The organism is Dyadobacter sp. CY312 (genome assembly GCF_021390535.1).
Taxonomy (GTDB): Bacteria; Bacteroidota; Bacteroidia; order Cytophagales; family Spirosomataceae; genus Dyadobacter.
Genome location: NZ_JAJUXG010000025.1, coordinates 74,332 through 93,764, shown reverse-complemented (window position 1 = coordinate 93,764; position 19,433 = coordinate 74,332). Strand labels below are relative to the sequence as shown.

Below are 19,433 nucleotides of genomic sequence, written 5' to 3'. Positions count from 1 at the left end.
AAAGCAGCACAAGCAGTAGAACGGATGCCTGACGACACAAGTCCTACTGCCCGAATACCAACCCCAACCTTTAATTACTTTTTATTACTTTTCCCCGAAACGTCTGTCCGCCTTCCATAACGATTTCCACAGTATATATACCCGGAATAAAATGTGCCAGATCTATTTTTTGTCCAACCTTGATATTTTCTAAAACCATCAGGATTTTCCCCTGCTTATCGTAGACTCTAACGTTCTCTCCTCCCCTAAGCCCTTTGATTTGAAGCAAGTCCGGAGTCGGATTGGAGAAGATTACAATCTCCGGTCTTTTCAACTCAACAGATATTATCCGGCTGTAAGCAAAAGTGGCATCCCTGTCTATCATTTTCAATCGATAATATCCCTTGTGATCCAGCTGATGATGGATGTAGCTGTAGGGCTGTCCTGAATGGTTATTTGATGAGACATCAGCAAGCTTTAGGAAGGTTTTTGCATTAACTGAATACTGAAGCTCGAAATGACTGAAATTTGATTCTTCCGATGTGATCCAATGTAAGGCCGCTATTCCATTCTCTTCTCTTGCAGTAAAACTCACCAAAGTAACTGGCAATGTACAGGGAGTGGCAGTGGATGTGAATTCAACATAATCGGTACTTGAACAGATACCATTGCTCACAGTCCAGGCGAAAACATATTTACCCGGCTGGGTCATACCGTCATAGATGGCGAGCGGGTCATGAATGTCTGAAAAACTTCCTTCCGCAGTACCTGCCGGCCTGCTGGTCAAGGACCATGTTCCGGTAGACCCCGTCTGGGGCAGACCGGCATCAAGTTGAATCTTGTTAGTCCCTCCACTGCAGGCATCTGCATCCGGGCCTGCATCAGCAACATCGCTGCTGCTGGAGATGAGCACCGACACATCGTCCGTGGTTGTACACCCGGTTCCATTGTCTACTGTATACCTGAATAGATAACTGCCATCTGTAAGACCACTCACAAGTGTCTGAGGATTGGATGTATTCTGTATGCTTGCACCTGGTCCGGATAGTTGTGACCAGGTTCCTGTCGCCGGCTCGGAATTAGCCGCAGACAGATTTATTGACGTGGCGTCACAAAGTCTAATGTCACTCCCTGCACTGGACGGGGCTGTATAGGTAACTTTCACCAGATCAGAACTTGATGGCCCGCATTCCATAATACTTCCATAGGAATTCCATCTCAGATAGGCAGACCCCGAGCCACTAAATGTCAGATTGGAGCTTGCAGAGTTGACCGTTCCGATTACCGGAGCACTTCCGTTGAGTACCTGATAAACCTCCCAGCGCCCATTGCCTACCACAGATGCATTTAGTGTTGTGACTCCTGTACTATTGCAGAATTGTATATCATCACCAGCCAGAGCGATCAGCCCCGGCGATGAAGTTGTGACCTGCATAATATCCTGTCCTAATAGTCCCTGACATCCAGGATCAGTACCACTTTTAATTTCATACTGGAAACGGTACATTCCGTCCGCTGGGATTGTGACAGTGGTGCTCGAATTAGACGGTGTGGCTATAGCAGCCTGCCCGCCAACAGAACTGTATATCTGACTCCAGTGGACTGGTCCGGTACTGGCCGAACCAGTGAGGTTGACTGTAACCGGATAAGATTGTACTGAACAAATTTGCTGACTCGGACCTGCGCTATAGGTTGCTGCATCCGTTGATTTCCTGATATAGCCAGTCAATGTGTCCGAAACAATGGATGACGGACAACTCGCATTGCTAAGTGTATAGACAATTGAGAAAACAGTGGACTGGGTCACATTCTGCAACGCAACTGTCGTGCTTGTAGCATTATTGGCAGTAGCCGTGTGGACAATACCACCCGGCACTGTAACAACACTCCAGGTCGCGACGGTGCCCGGATCAAGAGCCGGATGATTTACAACGATACTCACATTGGACGGCAAAGTTCTGGTCAGAGTAGCGCAGTTTGCCAATGTAGCACTGGTGATTGTGGGTTTCGATGGTCCGGTAGAAGCGTTGGTATTGATACTCACTTCGTCAAAGCTCGATCCACAACCATTCGTGAAAGTATATCTAAGCGTATAAGAGGTATTGGGTTGCAGATTGTTTATCGTCGGATTAGACGCTGACGGATTAGAGAATGTAATGCCGGAAGCTGCCGGACTCACGACAGTCCAGTTTGCAAAGGCATCTGCCGGAGGTGTAGAACCATTGAGCGTCATACTTCCCGCACAACCGGCTACATCTGCTCCGGCATTGGGTGCGGGGGGTGGCGTGTTGGATACGACAAGCTTCACCTCGTCAAACTGGTTAGCTGTGCAGGATGGCCCCATATTATTTGTGTACCGGAAAACATACGTTCCTGCGATCAGACCGCTGATTGGTGGATTTCTCAAGGCTTGATTGGCCGGAGTAAATGGATTGGTTGCTCCCGCTGGCAATTGCAAAGCACTCCACAAGCCTTTGTTATCTGCAAGATTGCCCGCCAGTGTTGCACTTGTAGTGTTACAGGGAAGTGCCACATCAGTACCGGCATTCACGCCCGGCCCGGTTAGTCCTCTGGTAATAGTGACTTCTTTTTCTACAGTTCCGCACGCTGTGGTCATGCTCACACGGAATTTAAATACCCCTACAAAGTCGTTAACCCGAAAGAGAAAATCGAGGTTATACAACAGTGAATTTTGATTTATAGACTGAGAATAAAGGTCACTTCTGGACAGGTTCCATGTTACGGTTCGTCCGACGGACAAATTCTGAAAAGAGATAACCGAAGCTCCGCCACCCGTTCCTTTGCGTACAGCAGTATTCACAACTGCACCTGTCGGCCCCGAGATAAAGGTTATATTAACAATTGCCGTATCCAGCTGGTTGTATCCGTACGAACTGGTACTAATAGGTGTAATCTGACCGGTTCCGGTACCCTGGCAGACTTCTGAATCGGCCCCAGTCAAAGTGATTTCAGGGCGTTTATATATAGTTACCGAATCAGTTGTGAAACAGGTTCCGTTGCTTATGGTATAAAGGTAGGTGTATGGAGCCCCCTGATTGGTCATACCGCTGGCAGTGGTATTAAAGTGGGTGGGAACGGCAATGGTTGTTGCACCACCTGATAGCTGACTCCATGTGCCTGTCTCACCCACTGCTGGTTTATTTGCTGTTAATGGTACCATATCAGGAATCTGACAATGATATTGATCCGTTCCTGCATTAGCCTGAGTTACTGCAGATGAACCTGAAACCGTCACGTTCACATCTGCGGTCCCGGGGCTGCAACCACCCGAAACCGTATACCTGAAAACATAGTTTCCCGCTGTTAATCCACCGGCAGTGGTGTTTCTTACGTTGGCGTTACCAATTAAAGCGGTATTTGGACCTGAAATTTGTGTCCATGAAACAGTCCCCGAACCAGGGCAACTACCCTTTAAAAAGGTCGTGTTACCACAAACCTGAGTAGGGCTGGCAGTAGCATATAGACTATAGTTTCGCGCAAAAGTGTAATTCCTTGTTGCAGAGCTCTCACAACCGTCAGCATTCCTGATTGTATAGCGGATGGTAATTGAAGAAGTAGCTGCGCACTCTTCAATAGGAAAAGTTGGCGTGAAGGTGGTGTTAGCCGACGCTGAAGAGCCGAAGGTGCCCGAGGCCCCTCCCACCAGAGACCATGATACAGTTTCCCCCGGTCCTGGCGAAGTAGCGGATAAATTCACAGGACCTCCATTATAACAGGGAAAGTTCGAGGATCCGCTAAGGATTGGCACAGACGGGACCGGATTGACCGTAACACTAACTTGATCAACAATGGCCACACCATCACCACAAACAGCGTTCAAACTGAAGGTATAAATACCGACTATCGAGACATTACCCACATTGGTCAACAAACTGTTTGTATTATTAATGGTCACATTTGCACCAGCGGGCTGGGATACCAATGCCCATTTCACCGAAGATGAATTAGCAGGTCCACCAAGACTTCCGTCCAGCAGGATCGGCTGGCCAAGACAGACAGAACTGTTTACCCCGGCATTGATTGTACAGTTCTGCCCCTGGCAAAACGTTGCAATCAGAAGAAAAGAAAGAAGCAGACAGGAGAAATATTTCATACTACGATCAGTTAAAAGTGTATTGTAGACTCAATGTTTATTAAAACATTAAATTGTACGTATGAAACAGAAAAAAGTCACAGGTAACTAGAAAAATTTCATAGAAAAAATTACGTAATAGCTCGCAGTCCGGGTTGAATTGCTTGCAATAAATGATGGTATGGCTGGAGGAAGTTTTTAATGATTAATCTTAGAGACCGGCTAAAAAATGTCGCTGCTTTGGTTATCCTTCAAAGAAACACTCAATAGATATTATGTCGCTCCCCTTTTCTTTAAAACACATAAATAACTGAAAATTAGAATATTAGTACATATAAATAAACATATACACCTACCAACAAACTAAAAAAAAACAGCAGTTACAACGTAAAGGAATTAATTGGCAACATATAGAAAAAAGTGAAACTATGTTTAACATTGCCTGTGGCACTTCATTCTACCACTGGATTTACATACACCGTTCCCAACCCGCTAGCTGATTGGCTAATCACAGAATAAAATTAAAATTTTTCTATAAATAAAATAAATAATTTTAAGAAAATAATATGTTTAAATATCACTTTACATATCTGCCGAATCGAACTTACCAATAAAAAAGCTTTATTTTTTATTGGTAAGTTCGATTAAAATACGATAAAATTCTATGATGTTATACTCACAACATTGCTGCCGTTCTCAAAGGAGGATTCACGGTAGGAAGTAAACACGAAATTCGTAGTTTGCCTGTATGTAATCTAAGATCACTTCTGAAAATGATAAACTTATCGGCAAGGCGCAACATTACAACAGCAGCTGTGTGTGTGTTAGTAACAACATTTTTGTTACTCGTCTCGCGCTCGAAATACCGTGTAATTTCGCCTTCATAGGTGGTTGTCGTTAAATGAAGAATCATTGGAGCGGCAGCGTTAAGAATTGTTACATCCGCAACGGAGTGGAAATTTCGGATAGCCTGCCCACTGGATTACATAGCAGATTGACCACCTAATAACAATAACCTTGCTTAAATTATAATACTGTCAATCATCTCTTTAAAATGGTTCATTTCCGACCGAAGGAATATGACTGTAATTTCCGAATTATCGTTGTTAAATACACTGCACTCTCCAGGCCTTGAACAACCACCATGATAAGAGACTTTACACTACTTTGTAATATGAACAATGACAAAGACAAATGGGGTTACTAGCCCCGAACATATGGGTTTTGTTGTAACTCATACCTTGCGAATAAGTCCTTCATTTCTTGCCAATGTAGCTCTTCAATCTGATGAAGGAAAGAATCGAAGAGCTCCGAATCACCCTCAGCATCAACGAAGTTGATATCTTTTTCTACATTGTTTTTACTTAGCAGGACTGTATATTCAAGCTTCAAAAATTCGAAACCCAACCTTACTGATGCAATATTACCGCTGGTATCATACACCGCTGTTTCTATAAAAACGAGCTTCAAATCCTTGGATAGTAATTGTGGTCCCATCGAAAAATTAACGTTTTAAAGTTGGTCATCAGCTTCATTTGACTTTTTTAAATAGCGTCGGTCACCTGGTTTCCGCCTGAATAAATAACGGGCTTCGTCACTTCATTTGATCTAGTCTGTTTATCAGAGACTTGCCAGCTTCATTAGATACTAAATAAAGGGCGACTTGAAAACCGGCATAAATTTATGTTGTTGGTTCATACTAAACAACTACCTGAAATTCCGCCCACCCGGAAAAATCTCTGTCTGAACTCCGTGTTTTCTGATTTGTGTCTTTTTATTGACTGCTTGTGAAGCGTACTCGTCCTTCTCATCAGCCCTCGAAAGCGTCTGGACGGGCGGATCCTGATCGATCTGGTGCATTTTCCTTAAAAGGGGCGACATATCATAACAGTGGCGGACGATCACATGGGTCACCTCCCCTTCCCTTTGCAGTTTGCCTTCTACCATCAGCAGTCTGGCCCTTAAAATTTCCTTCCGGTATTTTTCAAAAAGGTTTTGAAAGACCACCAGATTGGAAAATCCGGTTTCATCTTCAATGGTGATAAAGCAGACCCCGCCAGCTGTACCCGGACGCTGACGCACCAGCACCAGACCGGCAACACGCACGATCATCCCATCGCGGTAATTGGCAAGATCTGCTGTGCGCACCGCATATTGTGCGGCCAGCCGGCTGCGTACAAAGCTCACCGGATGTGCTTTAAGTGAGAGCGATGTCGAAGCATAATCCTGCACCACATGTTCCGAGCTGCTCATTTGGGGCAGTCTGACTTCAGGCTCAAAATCGCTTTGAGACTGCTGTCCTTTAAATATCCCCATCGGTCTGTCTGAGAGTGCCGAAGCCTCCCACATGGCTTTTCGGCGGTCAAGACCCATGGAGCGGAAAGCGTCGGCATCAGCGAGTTTTTCAATGGACTGCTGGGAGACTCCCACGTCGCGGATCGCATGAATACTTTTAAAAGCGGTGCTTCTGCACGAAAGCAGTGTCCACATATCCGCCTGTGACAAACCTTTTACCTGGCGGAACCCAAGCCGGATGATGTGGTATTTGCCTGATCTTTCTTCAAGCTGGTTGTCCCAGCCCGACAAATTCACATCCACGGGTTTGACCTGCACACCATGCTTTTGAGCGTCGATGACAATCTGGGCCGGCTGGTAAAAACCCATCGGCATGCTGTTGAGAAGGGCCGCAGCGAAAACCTCAGGGTAATAACATTTGATCCAGCTTGTTATGTAAACCAAAAGCGCAAAACTGGCCGCATGGCTTTCGGGAAAACCATAACTGCCAAAACCTTCCAGCTGTTTAAAAACGCGCCGGGCAAACTCCTCGGTATAACCTTTGCCGATCATACCCTCCACAAGTTTTTTCTCGTACTGCGCCACCAGCCCCTTCGCTTTGAAGGTAGCCATGCTTCGCCTCAGTCCATCAGCCTCTGCCGGTGTAAAGCCCGCAGCCACAATGGCAATCTTCATCGCCTGCTCCTGAAAAAGGGGGACGCCCAGTGTTCGTCCCAGGATTTCTTCGAGCTCTTTGGACGGGTATTCAACCGGTTCTTCCCCATTACGTCTTCTCAAATAGGGATGCACCATATCCCCCTGTATGGGGCCAGGGCGCACGATGGCGACTTCGATGACCAGATCGTAAAAGTTTTTCGGCCGTAGTCTGGGAAGCATCGACATCTGCGCGCGGCTTTCGATCTGAAAAACACCGACGGTATCCGCAGCAGAGATCATTTTGTAAACATCCGGATCGTCCTGTGGAACAGTAGCCAATGTAAGGCTTTTGCCGTAATGCGTTTTGATCAGGTCAAATCCTTTTCTGATGCAGGTAAGCATACCCAGGGCAAGCACATCGATCTTTAAGAAACCAAGCGCATCAATATCGTCCTTGTTCCATTCGATGTTGGTGCGGTCGGCCATTCTCGCATTGATAATCGGGCACAGATCCGTGATTTTCCCCTGGGTGATCACAAAACCGCCCGTATGCTGGCCAAGCTGACGGGGAAAGCCCATGAACTGAGAAGTCAGGTCCAATACTTTCCTAAGGTGCGCATCATCCGGATTAAAACCGTGTTCGCTGATGCGTTTGCCATCAAACCATTCATCGGTAAACTCCCATATCGAGCCTGCCAGCCGGTTGATCGCATCCACAGACATGCCCATCGTTTTGGCAACGTCCCGGATCGCACCTCTTTGGTGCAGCTGGGTCACGGTTGCAACAATGGCCGAGCGGTCCCGGCCGTATTTGTTGTAAATGTACTGGATGACCTCCTCACGCCTTTCGTGCTCAAAATCCACATCAATATCCGGCGGCTCATTACGTGCTGAGGATATAAAGCGCTCAAAGAGCAGATCAAACTTGGTGGGGTCAACGGCTGTAATTCCCAGACAAAAACAGACCGTTGAATTCGCGGCTGATCCCCTTCCCTGGCACAATATGCCCTGCTCCTTGGCAAACCGTACAATGTCATAAACCGTCAAAAAGTACGGAGCATAGTTCATCTCTTCTATGAAAGTGAGCTCATATTCCACCGCTTTGGTTATTTTTTCAGGCAAAATATCTCCATAAAACGCTCTGGCACCTTTCCAGGCCAGATAAGTCAGCTCCTGCAGTGGGCTGCGGTTCTCTGAGGTGATTTCCTGGGGATAAACGTATTTGAGCGAATCCAGCGAAAACTGGCAGGCATCTGTAATTTCTTTGGTCCTGAGCACCGCATTCGGATATTGCCGGAAGAGTCTTAGCATTTCCTGACCCGGTTTTAAATAGCGCTCTGCATTCTGGTGCAGTCTGAAACCTGCGTTGTAAATCGTGCATTTTTCACGGATGCAGGTCACAATGTCCTGCAACTGCCTGCGGTCAGTATGATGGTAATGCACATCGTTGGTTGCGACCATGGGGATATCCAGGCTTCGGGCAAGCTCATCAAGCCGGAAGAGTATTTTTGCATCATCACCCATGTAGGACCTGCTTGCGCCCAGGTATAGATCTGTGCCTAACTTCTTGCGGTACTCGCCCAGGTCAACAGCAAAGCCAGCATCAAATTCAAAATACTCGTTTAAGATCGCGGGCGGCAAAACAATAAACTTCATTCCTTTACTGTGGGCGTAAACATCAGCTTTGCAGAGTTCACACTTCCCTTTTTCAGTGCGCAGGTTTCCCATGGACAGAAGTCCCGATAACCTGCTGTAAGCCTCCATGTCGGTCGGGTAAGCCAGCAGCGAGGGACCATCGATCAGATTCAACCGGCAGGCTACAATGACTCTGATCCGTCTGGCTTTTGCAGCGGTATGCGCCCGCACAATGCCAGCGAGCGTGTTGTGATCGGTAATGGCGATTTCTTTGTAACCCAGATCGGCAGCCTGATTGACCAGTTCTTCGGGATGTGATCCGCCGCGAAGAAAACTAAAATTGGTCGTAACCTGTAGTTCGGTGTAGTCCATAGCAAAACCGTTAAGAGAAAAATCCGTGAATGAACCACTTCGGATGCTCATGCGCACCGTAGTGGCCTAAACGAAAGATCCAGTAGCGGGCTCCGTTCTGGTCTTCTATGATGTAATAATCCCTGTGTAGTCCCTGCTGAATCCACCACTCCTGCTCAATGCGCTCGGGACCGTCTGCCCTGATCACATTGTGCACCTGGCCCTGATAGCGAAACAACATGGGCGGATAATCCGGGACCGGGGCTGTGACATCAATAAGCTGGGGAACATGCAGTAAGCTGATTGGTCTGGGATGCGCTACCGGCCAGCCGAATTCAGGTTTTTCCACCAGAGAGCCTGCCAGTTTGATTGAGCGCTCCGGCCAGTAATGCTGGGCTGGCAGGTAACGGTTAACAATATCCGGTCCGCCCCGGCTGATGAGTCGGTCGAGCAGCTCTGCGATTTCGGCCTGGTCATTACTTCCAGAAATATTCCAGAGCATCATGGCATCCTGACTGATCTGCTCCACAACAGGCGCTTCCAGTATAAACAGCTCAAAGCCCAGATCCGGACGCAAACGGACTATTTTAAGCTGGAAGAGTTTGAATAAATGTGAAATATTAGATGATGCACTATGCGTCCCAATCTCAATCTGCTGAGGGCTGCCATCCATTCTGTAGGCTTTAAACACTGCTTTTCTTATTCCAAGCCCTTCTTTGACAAGACGTTTGCAAAGTGCTTCCAAAAGATTTTGAAGTGCTATTTCGATTCCTTTGGCCGTGCGTATGGGCTCCAAACAGGGTAATCTTTCCTGATACGGCTCAACAGGGCGGACCGGCTCAATCTGCTCGGCGGCAAATCCCAGAGCCTGATCCAGCCGGATCAGTAGCTGCTGGCCGAACCTGCGTCTGAGCACCGTGCGCGGCATGTCCATAAAATGTCCGATCTGATAAAACCCAAGCTTTTCGAGTCTTTCCAGGATGCTATCGTCCAGTCTGAGTGCCTGTGGCGGCATCACCGAAAGCGCCTCTTTACTCCCATCTGGTTCTATGATGGCTTTGATGCGGCCATACCGGCTGTTGGCCCAGGCGCATCCGACTGTATCGGCGATGGTTGAACGCACCTGGTAACCCTGCACAGCCAGACGCTGGTTTATGTCTTTGAGATAAGCCGGTTCTCCACCCCACAGATGCACACATCCGGTGATGTCCAGGATCAGACCGTCAGGAAGATCCAATGCAACAATGGGCGAGTATCGGATACACCACTCTGCAATGACCAGAAGCAATTTCTTTTCCAGATCCGGTTTGTGATCAATCACTTCCAAGGCAGGTGCAATCGCCCGGGCGTCAGCGAGCACCATACCGGTTTTCACTCCCCGCTTCTGTGCTGTAACGCTGGCCGCTGTAATGACCATCCGTCCCCGCTGCACGGCTGCTATTACAAAAGCCTTGTCTTTTAATTCGGGACGTCTGACAATCCGCTGATCTGTAAGCAGATGTTTAAACCAGATGGCTGCATATCTTTTTGACATATCATCCTGTTTTTAGAAGTTGACGGTCCATTCTCGTAGCTGGCTTTTGCATGTGGTTAAACTGACCTGGTTTGTACTGGACAACCCAGCTTCCGCTGTGACCGTTTCTCACTTTAAGCAGCTGTACATGCCACTGGTAAAAGCCTACACCAGGCATTCCGTCCTGCGGTTCGCTGGCAAGTGAACGCACCTGCCATCTGGCCGTGCAGGCAGTGTTGTTGATTGTGGCCGGGTTCATACGGTGCATAAGCCCGGTTACCCGGCTTTGCTCCACAGCCAGTTGCAGCCTGCGTGATTCGGTGAGGCTGATCTCTTTTAATTCTGCTACAACTGCAGTAAGTGCCTTGCATTTAAGGCACTCCTCGACGATCCACATTAAGTCCTTTTCGTTTTTCACATCAATAAAAATGATGCGGTCAGGGTCAACGCCAAAAAATTTGAGTGCAGGTGGAAATATGGTCCTTTTCTGACTGATCCAGATGCCCAGACCGCCCTGCCTGATGGTCTTGCCCAGTATGGCAGCAATGAATCCGCTTGTTGCTGCTGCGTCCTGTCGGCCATGGCTGACCAGTTCGTGAACAGCACCCGTTGGAAAAACCCCGTTTGGGAAAGACCGCTCTATGACACCCAGACCGAAATCGGTATGCTGGCTCTGGGTTACAGTACGAAACCCCTGCAAACCAAGTATGTCCTTTTGGAGTTTGCTGACCATGTCCATTTTATTCGCTGACTGCATCATAATTCAAGACGTTTTCTTACATTTGATACAATTTGTATCATTTCATTGATTGTAATTATAACAAACTTAAAATGGATAGTCAAAAAATATTTTTCAGCAGCAACATAAAATTCCTTCGTGATCGGCGCAAAATGAGCCAGGAAACGCTGGCTGCCAAGATATCGCTGACCAGAACAAAACTGAATGCACTCGAAAACGGGCATACCAAATCTCCCCGGCCACAAGACTATCTGAACTACTCCGATTTTTTCAAAATCAGTGTAGACAGTCTGTTGCGTGTTGATTTGTCAAAGCTGTCGGAGCTTAAATTAAGAGAGCTGGAAGCAGGTAATGACGTGTATCTGACCGGTGGAAAAATCCGGGTGCTTGCCATTACGGTAAATTCTGACAACAAGGAAAACATCGAATATGTACCGGTGAAGGCCAAAGCTGGTTACCGTGCAGGCTATTCCGATCCCGAATACCTGGCGCAGTTTCCAAAGTTTACGATGCCCAACCTGCCCAAAGGACATACCCACCGCATTTTTCCGACGACCGGTGATTCAATGCAGCCCATTCCGGAAGGCAGCGATATCATCGGGCAATACTTGCAGGATTGGAAAAGCTTGAAAGCCGACACTCCCTGTATTGTTATCCTGAAAGGGCAACAGGATTTTGTCTTCAAACAGGTTACCATTAATTCCGATGGCACGGTGCTGCTCAGATCTTACAACAAACTCTATGAACCTTACAGCGTCAGTGCTGATGATATCCTTGAAATCTGGAAGTTTTACAGTTTTAGCAGCCGGGAGCTACCCGAACCCCAGACGGATATGCAGGTTTTGAGCCAGGCGATTATGGATATACACAGGGAAATAAAGGGAAATAGCAAAATTTGAGAGTGTTATGCATGGAGAATTCGGATGACATGACCACTAGATTCCGTGGCAGATTGACCACCGACCCATTCTTTTATTTCATGAGTTACACAACTACCAGTCAGTCATTTATATTGGTCAATTCAATCCGAAATGACATGATCTTAATTCCCGATTTAAGGTGGTCAACGGCTCGGTATTCTCCAATTTCCATCACCACACTTGTAAGAAGCTGTCCGGAATCACATCTACCATCAAAAATGGTTATAGCTCTTGACACGAATTTTCTTTTCCTCAGCAAGGCTTAAAGCGGCTAGCAAGACGGTAACTTTTCTCCTCTGAAGATGCTTACTTTTTTTGAGTCATTCCAATGTCCTTCAACCAGGCTAAAAAACTCTCAGGCCAGTATTTCAGGGTTTCTCCTTTTGTAAAATCCATTGCAAATCCATGAGAGCCTTTATTGTAAATATGCATTTCGGCCGTAATCCCTGCTTTCAGCACCGATGAATAAAACTCAACAGTTTTGGAGGCTGTAGTCAACTTATCGTCGTGTGCATTGATGATAAAAACCGGCGGACAACTTTTCTTTCGAACAGTATAATTTCTTAAAAATGCAGCATAAAAAAGACCTGCGAAATTGGGTTTCCAGCTAACCTTGCCGGGGCCTTCTTTTATTTCGTCTGTTGCTGCGAGTTCTAGCGCCAATGTTCCACCAGCCGAAAAACCTGCTATGCCAATTTTATTGGGATCAATTTTAAGTTTAGCTGCATCTTTTCGTAAAGTTATGATGGCCTGCTTTGCATCATCGAACACAGCTTCAAAATATGTATCCCTGGGAATTACAAAATTTCTGCTGCTATCTCTGGTATTCAAGCGATATTTTAACACCAACGATGCCACACCCTGTTCTTTTAGCCAAAGTGCAAGGTCGGTGCCCTCACGATCGAACCAATTATCTACAAAACCACCTCCGGGACATATCACTACGGCGACCCCCGTTCCTTTTCCGGGCGGTGGTAGATGAAGAACGTAAGTAGGAACGGAAACTTTGCGAAAGACCCGGTTCTTCTTTGAAAGAGACTGGGGTTGTACATCGAAATTTATCACCTCTTCGGCAGTATCATATTTCACGGGATTATCGTTGATACCCGATGTCCATAGTGGTTTTTCTTCGAATGTTTGGGCGTCAACAGTAAATCGCAGAGCAAGCGAAAGACCAATTATTAACAGCGTTATTGATATATTTTTCCGGTTCATAACGAAAGAATTATAATTATATACCCTGCAAAAACGCATTCAATACTTCCACTGTTTTCGTCAGCTTATCGTGATGCAGATTATGCCCTGCTCCATCAATATGAATTAATTTGCCGTTTTGCATTACACGAGCCGCTTCTTCGTTGGCCTTGCGTACTTCAGGCTTCCCATCTGCTTTTAAGATCAGTGCCGGTACCTTTATTTTTGCCAGGGCGTCTGCTGTACTCATCGTACCTGTCATTGCCTGTGCTTGTTCGGGTGAATAAGGCCCGTGATATTGCTTTTTTGAGACTGCCCAATAATATATATCCAAATCAGACCACAGTGGATTTTGGCGCTTGCCTGTCGCTACAACCTGTTCAAATGGCGTATTATTCTGGGCTACCAGGGTATCCGGACTTTTGAACATATTGGGCCTGCGGACTGGCGCCGCGCTTGATGGTGCAGGCCGGGTAGGACGATTACCAACAAAAGGGTCAAGCATGATAATGGCTTTGGCCAAATCAGGATATTGCGCCCCTACCCGCATCACTGTGGCAGCTCCCATGGAATGCCCAATCAGAATCGGCTTGTCAAATTTCATGAACTTTACAAAATCGACTACATCTTTGATCATGGTTTCCCCATTATCCGATGCAGTAGGCGGATCGGTCAAACCGTGACCTCGCGCATCAATCATATAAATGTCATAAGCGTCCTGCAATTTCAAAGTTAGTGTAGTCCAGCTGAGCCCGATGTCTGTATAACCATGCACCATCACCATCACAGGTTTACCCGGCGCAGGCTTGGCGTGGTAGTAGTGCGAGCGTATTCCACTGACATAGGCATAACCATCGGTCCAGCCTTCGGGAAATTTTACAGATTGAGCATTGGCGGATATCGTCGGGATTAGCACAGACAGCAACAGAATCGATAAATACTTTTTAGCTTGTGACTTCATGGTTAATTTGATTTGTATTTTTATTTTAGATCATGGACAAAAAATGAAAGCACAGGTAATGTTCCGTTTTCGGCTTTGACTATTACTGTTGTCGAAAAACAAAGCGTACTACATTGCCTCAATCTCCACTACCACACTCGTCCTTCTCGCATTCACAACCGGATTGAATCCGGCCGTCATCAAATATTCTCCTGAATAAATCTGTTCTTCCTTCAACGCAGACTTTGTCTCAGGATGCAGATTCAACTCCTTCACTCTATACTTTTTGGAAGCATCCAATCCCTCCAGGCGAATCGGTGTATCGGAGCCGTCACCATTTCTGTTTCCGACCAGATAAGAGAACAGAATTGCTTTGGACTTGTTTTTAGCAGCGAACATCAGCGCGGCGTAATCATTTTTCTTAGGATCCACCAAGCGAAAAAGATCTCCCTGGAAAATGATGTCCTTCACAGCATTGTATGTAGCGACGGCCTGCTGGCTGAATTTGAAATCCTTTTCATTTAAATGACTTACTACGATATCATATCCCAACCGACCCATCATGGCCACATCAGTGCGAAATTTCAACGGCTGTTTTCCCCAATCCGTTACGTGTGCACTTTGCGTGATTGCCGGAAAAAAATAAGAATATTCCCATTGCATAAAAACTCTTTCCAATGGATCTGTATTATCGCTGGGCCAGAATTCTGTAAAGTATTTTAGTGCTTCGTAATCTGCACGGCCACCGCCGCCAGAGCAAAGCATCATCGGTACTTTTGGATACTTTGCCCGCAGCTTTTCCAAAACCTTGTACAATCCCTTTACATAATCCACGTAAAACTGAGACTGGCTTTGTTTGCTCTTTTCAAGATAGGGAGAGTAAGCATTATAGGTGACCGCGTTGCAATCCCATTTAATGTAGGCTATATCAGGATTTTCCGTGAAAAGTTTATCCAGAATTCCATAAACAAAATTTTGAACTTCCGGATTTGTCAAATCCAGCGGGAGCTGATTTCTCATGTAGTGTTCAGGGCGCTGTGGCTGTTTGACAACCCAATCCGGATGTTTTTCATACAATTCACTTTTGGGGTTTACCATCTCCGGCTCAACCCAGATCCCAAATTTTATCCCGGTCTTCTGTGCTTCTTTTACCAAATAACCTATACCATGAGGAAGTTTTTTAACGTTTTCCTGCCAATCTCCTAATCCTGCTCCGTCACTGTTTCTTGGATATTTATTTGCAAACCAACCGTCATCCAACAAAAACATATCCACGCCTAACTTCTTGCCGTCTCTGAAAAGCTCAGAAAGTTTATCTTAGTTAAAGTCGAAATAGGTAGCTTCCCAGTTGTTCAGAAGTGTCATTCTCGTTCCTTCACCGTCCAGAATTCTATATTTTCTAGCCCAGTTGTGCAAATTGCGGCTGGCTTCGCCTTTTCCGTTTTCCGAGAAGGTGTAGATAAAAGAAGGCGTTTTAAATTCCTGCTTTGAAGCGAGCGGGTACTCAGAAGCATATGGATTGATACCCGCGATTAACCGCAAATTCCCTGACCAGGCCAGGGTTCCCAGTAAAACTTTTCCTTCGGTTTCTGTTGCCGGTTTATCAAAGGACAAGTAAAAACTTGGTGGCTGGTACAGATTGGCGCGAGTCCCAAGTTTAGAATCCAATACCCGGATTCCGGCTGTCAGTAATTCTTCTTCCGGATTCATCTCTTTGGCCCATGTTCCATTGTAATGCGTCAGATAATAATCCTTTGCTATGAAATACATATTTGCGGAGGCATATTTTTCAAGCGTGACCGACTTTTTCTCTTCGCTTTTAATCACACTCCATTGCTCAACCACATTCTCCTGAAAATAGGTTTTGTAAAAAAGTGTTACCTCAACCGGGTAAACCGGGTCTTTTAAAACGATGCTTGTAACAGTTACGTTTTCATTTTCTTTTGTAACATTATGACTAACATAAACAAGATCCAGTGATTTATTTCCATCGCCATGTGTTAGCTGAAGAGCAGGTTCGGACACGCTCCATGTTCCCGACGGGGTATAAGCCGAATTGTAAATACCCGCATTACCGTCACGTTGACGGCTTTGCGAAGGAATGAGTTTGTATTCCTCTGTCTGACTTAATTTCTTTCCAAAATAGGTTATTCCAAGATGGTTTTCCTCATTCGTTTGCAGCACCATAACGTTTTGTCTGGTCTCTATCGGGATAGTGATTGGCGCATTCTGGGCAAAAGAAACAGTTACAATGATGATCAGTAAAACGGAGTGGATTATTTTTTTATACATAAATGATCTAATTACTATTGATTGATTTTATTCACCCTGACCAAACCGGATTGCTTTTATTCTGAGTGGCGCTCCGGTAAAGACAAAGTAAATATCTTTTACACCAGATACTGCCATGGGAGTTACGTCGACAATCACTTTATCCTTGTATTCACCCGAGAGCTTACCTAAAAGAATTCCGTCTGCGGCGCCAGCATGTATTTCGATTGTTCCTGAGAGCGGTGTAGTCGAATTTCTGCCGGGCGCTCGGACAATCTCGATTTGTTTGATACCTGTAAGATCAGTCCCTCTGAGTCTGAACGATCCACCCGGGTTCCTGACAAATGCCACGGTACTGTCATTGTTGAAGCTAATTTCTTGAATCTGGTCGGCAAACGATATCGGAACTACCGGACTGCGGAGCACAACAGTCGCTTCTGACGACTGAGCGGGAGCTGTTTTTGTGCCTCTGTCCGAGTAGGCGGCACGGAAAATGAAGCTGCCTTCCGTATCTCCTTTTGGTACAACAGTTGTGTAAGTACCCTTTACAGGCAGGGTTTTCGCAGGTTTTGGGGCGTCGGACAAGCTCATGATATACTTGACAATACCTTTCATATCACTTTCCGCCATCGTCGGATGGGCAGGCATAAATGCATCTCCCCAAACACCCGAGCCACCTTTTAATATCTTGTCAGACAAAGCTGCCATCGCAGTCGGATCCCCTTTGTATTTTGAAGACACCTCCTGGAATGAAGGCCCCAGCATCTTTTCATTCGTAGCATGACAAGCCTTACAATCTCCGTTATTGATTAGCGAAATGGCTGTTGCATACTGCGCCGATGCATCTACACTCAATTGTTTTTGTGCTATTTTAGTCAAATTAAAACCTTCTGAAAGGTAATTGGTGCTGACCGAAACCTGCGATGGCAGTATCCTTTTGTTTGCAAGACTGCCATCTTCCCTATCGCTGACGCTCACCTGATACTGAATACTTTTTCCTGGGAAAAAGAAGGTAGAATTTCCTTTGGTTATTTTAAAATCTACCATAGGAGGTTCATTACCTGCTTTTATTTCCACCGATTTGGTATTTTTCTCTCCGGCCTTGTCGGTCACCGTTAAGGTTGCCTTGTAAGTACCAGGCGTGGTAAAAGTAACAGATGGATTGGCTTCTTTCAGGGTTTTAAAAGCCACATTATTTTTGGTGATCACCCACTCATATTGCAATAAATCATCCTGATCATAATCCCTGGTCCCGGCCGACGAAAATGTCACCTGCATAGGAAGTGCGCCCGCCGTTTTGCTCACTGATGCTTCCACCAGGGGTTTCCGGTTTCCGCTGTTATACTCAATCCGGATCAGTTCTGCCTCGGGATTATCCTTGAAGTACCCGTTTCCATATTCAAGCACGTACAGGTCACCTTCCGGCCCGAATTTCATATCGATAGGTCCTTTCAGTTTCAGATCAGGCAGAAAGCGCTCCATTGATTTGTACTCACCGCTTTGATTCATTTCTACTACATTCACCCATCCCCGTACCCAGTCAGTTATAAACCATTTACCTTCATAATATTCCGGAAATGATCGGGAGGCATTTTTGAAATCGGCCTTCCTAAAAACCGGACCGCCAACGGCGCTGTTTCCGCCGCTTTCCATTAGCGGAAACTCTTGACTTTGCGCTTTTGAATACCAGATAAACGCAGGTTGTGCAGTAGGAAGCTCTTTTAAGCCTGTGCTGTTTGGAGAATTATTAACAGGTTTTGCGGCATCAAATGGTCCCGCTGAAACTTTGGTTGCAAAATCATATCTTATGTACGCCTTGTTATCGGCAACAAAGTACGGCCATCCGTAAAATCCAGGTCCCTTGGCACGGTTGAACTCATCGTAGGATTGCGGTCCGCGTTTTTCCAGGTCATCGCGTGAGCCATCCGGACCAACTTCTCCCCAATAAAGCCATCCGGTTTTCGAATCGATCGTTGGCCGCCAGGGATTTCTGTTACCCATGGTGTAAATCTCAGGTCTGGTTTGAGGCGTTCCCACAGGGAAAAGATTACCTTTTGGAATGGTGTATGGGGCGGCCCCTGCCGTGCCATCTGGTTCAGGATGGATTCTCAGAATTTTCCCTCTCAAATCATTTGTATTTGGAGATGACTTCTGAGAGTCGCGGGCAGATTCTCCTGGTCTTTCATCCAAGGGAGCAAAACCATCTGAGGCACGGGAAAACGTATTATCACCGGTTGTCAGGTAGAGATTTTTGTCTTTATCGAATGTCATCCCTCCACCAACGTGGCAGCATTCCTCACGCTGAACGGGCACTTCCAAAACCACCTTTCGGCTGCTTTCTATTAACTCTTTACCATGCCACTCATAACGGACCAAGATGTTTTTTGCCTCGTCACCAGCCAGAGAATAATAAATGTAAATCCAGTGGTTTTTTTCATAATCGGGATCCAGGATGATTCCCTGCATGCCATCCTCTCCTTCTGTTACTTCTCCTGCTTTATTGACATATTTTGTACTGACGGCAAACTCTGCAACTGTTTCAAGTGCTTGTGACTTTGGATCGTAAACCTTCAATTTACCCTTCCTTTCAGCAAACAGAACCCTGCCGTCTTTTAAAATTTGAAACTGCATGGGCTCTTCAAGACGCTGAGCAAGTACAACTTTGGTGAACCGGTTGCTCTCCGGTTTGCCAGGTGATTGTGCCCGGGAGGAATATGTTGTTAAAAGTAAACCAGACAAGGCAAAAGCCATTTTTAAGGACCTCATCATACATATATTTAGTAAGTCGCAAGATTTTAACATCAAGATTAGGAGCAAGATAGCTCTTGTAATGTGAGACGTAATTAAAGAAAGAAAAAGGGAAGGGA

The 19,433-nt window shown here is 46.0% G+C and carries 11 protein-coding genes and 1 pseudogene; 1 reads left to right on the top strand and 11 read right to left on the bottom strand.

Features of this window, described 5'->3' with window-relative positions; translation table 11 throughout:
• Positions 1 to 70: 70 nt before the first annotated feature.
• From LZG71_RS27200 to LZG71_RS27175, 6 genes are all read right to left on the bottom strand, one after another.
• A complete protein-coding gene (locus tag LZG71_RS27200) occupies positions 71 to 4,093 on the bottom strand; it encodes a PKD domain-containing protein (protein WP_233825883.1) in 4,023 nt (1,340 codons plus the stop codon).
• A 655-nt stretch (positions 4,094 to 4,748) separates the two neighbouring features.
• On the bottom strand, positions 4,749 to 4,985 hold the full coding sequence (locus LZG71_RS27195; RefSeq protein ID WP_233825881.1) for a hypothetical protein: 237 nt from the start codon (positions 4,983 to 4,985) through the stop codon (positions 4,749 to 4,751).
• A 290-nt stretch (positions 4,986 to 5,275) separates the two neighbouring features.
• Positions 5,276 to 5,569, bottom strand: a complete 294-nt coding sequence (locus LZG71_RS27190) for a hypothetical protein (protein WP_233825880.1) — start codon at positions 5,567 to 5,569, stop codon at positions 5,276 to 5,278.
• A 210-nt stretch (positions 5,570 to 5,779) separates the two neighbouring features.
• Positions 5,780 to 9,061 (bottom strand): error-prone DNA polymerase, encoded by a 3,282-nt coding sequence (locus LZG71_RS27185; protein ID WP_233825879.1) that lies wholly within the window; start codon positions 9,059 to 9,061, stop codon positions 5,780 to 5,782.
• Entirely contained in the window at positions 9,021 to 10,523 is a 1,503-nt protein-coding gene (locus LZG71_RS27180) for a DNA polymerase Y family protein (protein ID WP_233825878.1), read from the bottom strand. The genes LZG71_RS27185 and LZG71_RS27180 overlap by 41 nt, the downstream gene beginning before the upstream one ends.
• 1 nt (position 10,524) lies before the next feature.
• Positions 10,525 to 11,262 carry an ImuA family protein gene (locus tag LZG71_RS27175; RefSeq protein WP_233825877.1) on the bottom strand — a complete coding sequence of 246 codons (738 nt, stop codon included), beginning with the start codon at positions 11,260 to 11,262 and terminating at the stop codon, positions 10,525 to 10,527.
• 71 nt (positions 11,263 to 11,333) lie between these two features.
• Between LZG71_RS27175 and LZG71_RS27170 the strand changes: the two genes are divergently transcribed.
• Complete coding sequence (locus tag LZG71_RS27170) at positions 11,334 to 12,140, top strand: LexA family transcriptional regulator (protein WP_233825876.1); 807 nt, start codon at positions 11,334 to 11,336, stop codon at positions 12,138 to 12,140.
• A gap of 327 nt (positions 12,141 to 12,467) precedes the next feature.
• On the opposite strand, the gene LZG71_RS27165 is transcribed toward LZG71_RS27170, so the two are convergent.
• The 5 genes and pseudogenes from LZG71_RS27165 to LZG71_RS27150 all read right to left on the bottom strand — a co-directional run bounded on the left by LZG71_RS27165 (position 12,468) and on the right by LZG71_RS27150 (position 19,335).
• Positions 12,468 to 13,376, bottom strand: coding sequence for an alpha/beta hydrolase (locus LZG71_RS27165; RefSeq protein WP_233825875.1), 909 nt, complete (start codon positions 13,374 to 13,376; stop codon positions 12,468 to 12,470).
• Between the two features lie 16 nt (positions 13,377 to 13,392).
• Positions 13,393 to 14,316: an alpha/beta fold hydrolase gene (locus tag LZG71_RS27160; RefSeq protein WP_233825874.1), complete on the bottom strand. Its 924-nt coding sequence runs from the start codon at positions 14,314 to 14,316 to the stop codon at positions 13,393 to 13,395.
• 108 nt (positions 14,317 to 14,424) lie between these two features.
• Positions 14,425 to 14,694 carry a GH36 C-terminal domain-containing protein gene (locus LZG71_RS30640; protein WP_310587793.1) on the bottom strand — a complete coding sequence of 90 codons (270 nt, stop codon included), beginning with the start codon at positions 14,692 to 14,694 and terminating at the stop codon, positions 14,425 to 14,427.
• Positions 14,695 to 14,754: 60 nt separating this feature from the next.
• Positions 14,755 to 16,482, bottom strand: a pseudogene (locus LZG71_RS27155) (alpha-galactosidase); the annotation flags it as partial.
• A 132-nt stretch (positions 16,483 to 16,614) separates the two neighbouring features.
• A complete protein-coding gene (locus tag LZG71_RS27150; protein WP_233825873.1) occupies positions 16,615 to 19,335 on the bottom strand; it encodes a PQQ-dependent sugar dehydrogenase in 2,721 nt (906 codons plus the stop codon).
• Positions 19,336 to 19,433 lie beyond the last annotated feature (98 nt).